The organism is Stenotrophomonas sp. P5_B8 (assembly GCF_054049855.1).
In genome coordinates, this window is the sequence record NZ_JBFULO010000635.1 from 1 (window position 1) to 1,590 (window position 1,590).

At 69.1% G+C, this 1,590-nt stretch carries 2 protein-coding genes; both read right to left on the minus strand.

The genetic code is table 11. From position 1 onward, the window contains the following. The coding region (locus ACXJKH_RS20225; protein WP_457322038.1) for an efflux RND transporter permease subunit at positions 1 to 461 on the minus strand (461 nt) is incomplete at its 3' end. Further along, on the minus strand, positions 458 to 1,590 hold a 1,133-nt coding region (locus ACXJKH_RS20230; protein WP_457322040.1), incomplete at its 5' end, for an efflux RND transporter periplasmic adaptor subunit. The genes ACXJKH_RS20225 and ACXJKH_RS20230, both read right to left, overlap by 4 nt.

Consider the following 1,590-nt stretch of genomic DNA (forward strand, 5'->3'; position numbering starts at 1 on the left):
GACGGATTGAAGCGCAGCAGCACCGGGGCCTTGGCCTCCAGCGGCAGGTTCAGCGCTTCCATCTTGTCGCGCACCTCCAGGCTGGCCTGGTCCATGTTGGTGCCCCAGGCGAACTCCAGCACCACATCGCTCTGCCCGGTACGCGAGACCGACTTGAGCTTGCGCAGGTTCTTGACCACGCCCACGGCCTCTTCGACCGGCTCGCTGATCAGGGTTTCAATTTCAGTCGGCGCCGCACCGGTGTACTCGGTGCGCACGGTCAGGGTGGGATAGCTCAGGTCGGGCAGCAGGTTGACCTTGAGGTTGCCCAGGGCGATGAAGCCGAACAGCATCAGCGTCACCGTGCACATGGCGATGGTGACGCGGCGGCGGGTGGCAAATTCCACCAGGCCGCCGCCGTGCGCGCCCGGACGCTCGCCAGCGTGCGGGTCCTTGCCGTGGTCGTTGCCGGCCGATGTCATTGGCGGCTCTCCGCCTTTTTTGCCGGCACGGCAGCGGCGGTGGCGGTCGGCTTGGCACCGATCACCTGCACCGCGGTGCCGTCACGCAGCGCCACCTTGCCGGCGGTGACCACCTGGTCGCCTTCGGCCAGGCCATCGCGGATCTCCACCCACGGGCCTTCGGCATAACCGAGCTTGACCGGCACCCGGGCGACCTTGCCGGCGCGCACGCGGAACACGGCGGGTTCGCCGTCGTCGAGCAGTGCCAGGCGCGGCACCACCAGCGCATCGGCACGCTGGTCGTAATCGATCCGGATGCGACMGAACATGCCCGGCTGCAGGCCTTCGGCGTCTTCGCCGAAACCGCTGACCACGCGGAAGGTGCCGCTGCCGGCATCGATCACCGGCGCGATACGGTCGACCACGCCCGGGAACGACTTGCCCGGCAGCGCATCGGCCAGCAGCGTCACCGGCTGGCCGGCGCGCAGGGTGGCCAGTTCGCGCTCGGGCACGTTGAGCGTGGCTTCCAGGCGCGAGTTGTCGATGATGCGGAAAATCGGCGTGTTGATCTGCACGAAGTTGCCGGTCTTGATCGAGCGCGAGGCGATCACGCCGGAGATCGGCGCCACCACCGTGGTGTAGGACAGCTCCAGCGTGGCCAGCCGGTACTGCGCGCGGGCGTTCTCCACGTCGTACTTGATCTGGTCGACATCGGCGGCGCTGACCATCTGCTGGCCGATCAGCTTCTGCGCACGCTGGTAGTTGTTTTCCAGCTTGCGCATCACCGCCTCGCTCTGGGCGACGGCCAGCCGCGCACGGTCCGGATCCAGCCGCACCAGCGGCTGCCCGGCGCGTACTGCCTGGCCCTCTTCGACCAGCACCGCCAGTGCCACCCCGGAGGTCTTGGCGACCACCTGCGACTCCGCGCGCGCTTCCAGCGCGGCGGTGCCGGTGTAGCTGGCCGCCACCGCGCGGCGGCTGGCGGCGACCGCTTCGACCGGGACCGCGTCGACCTTTTCGGCCTTGGCGTCCTTTTCCGCAGCCTGCGCATCGGCGGCACCGGTGCCGGCGCCGCAGCCGCTCAGCAGCAGCGAGGTGGTGATCAGCAGAGCAGCGGCGCAGGTTCCGGTGCGGCCGTGCAGGAAAGATT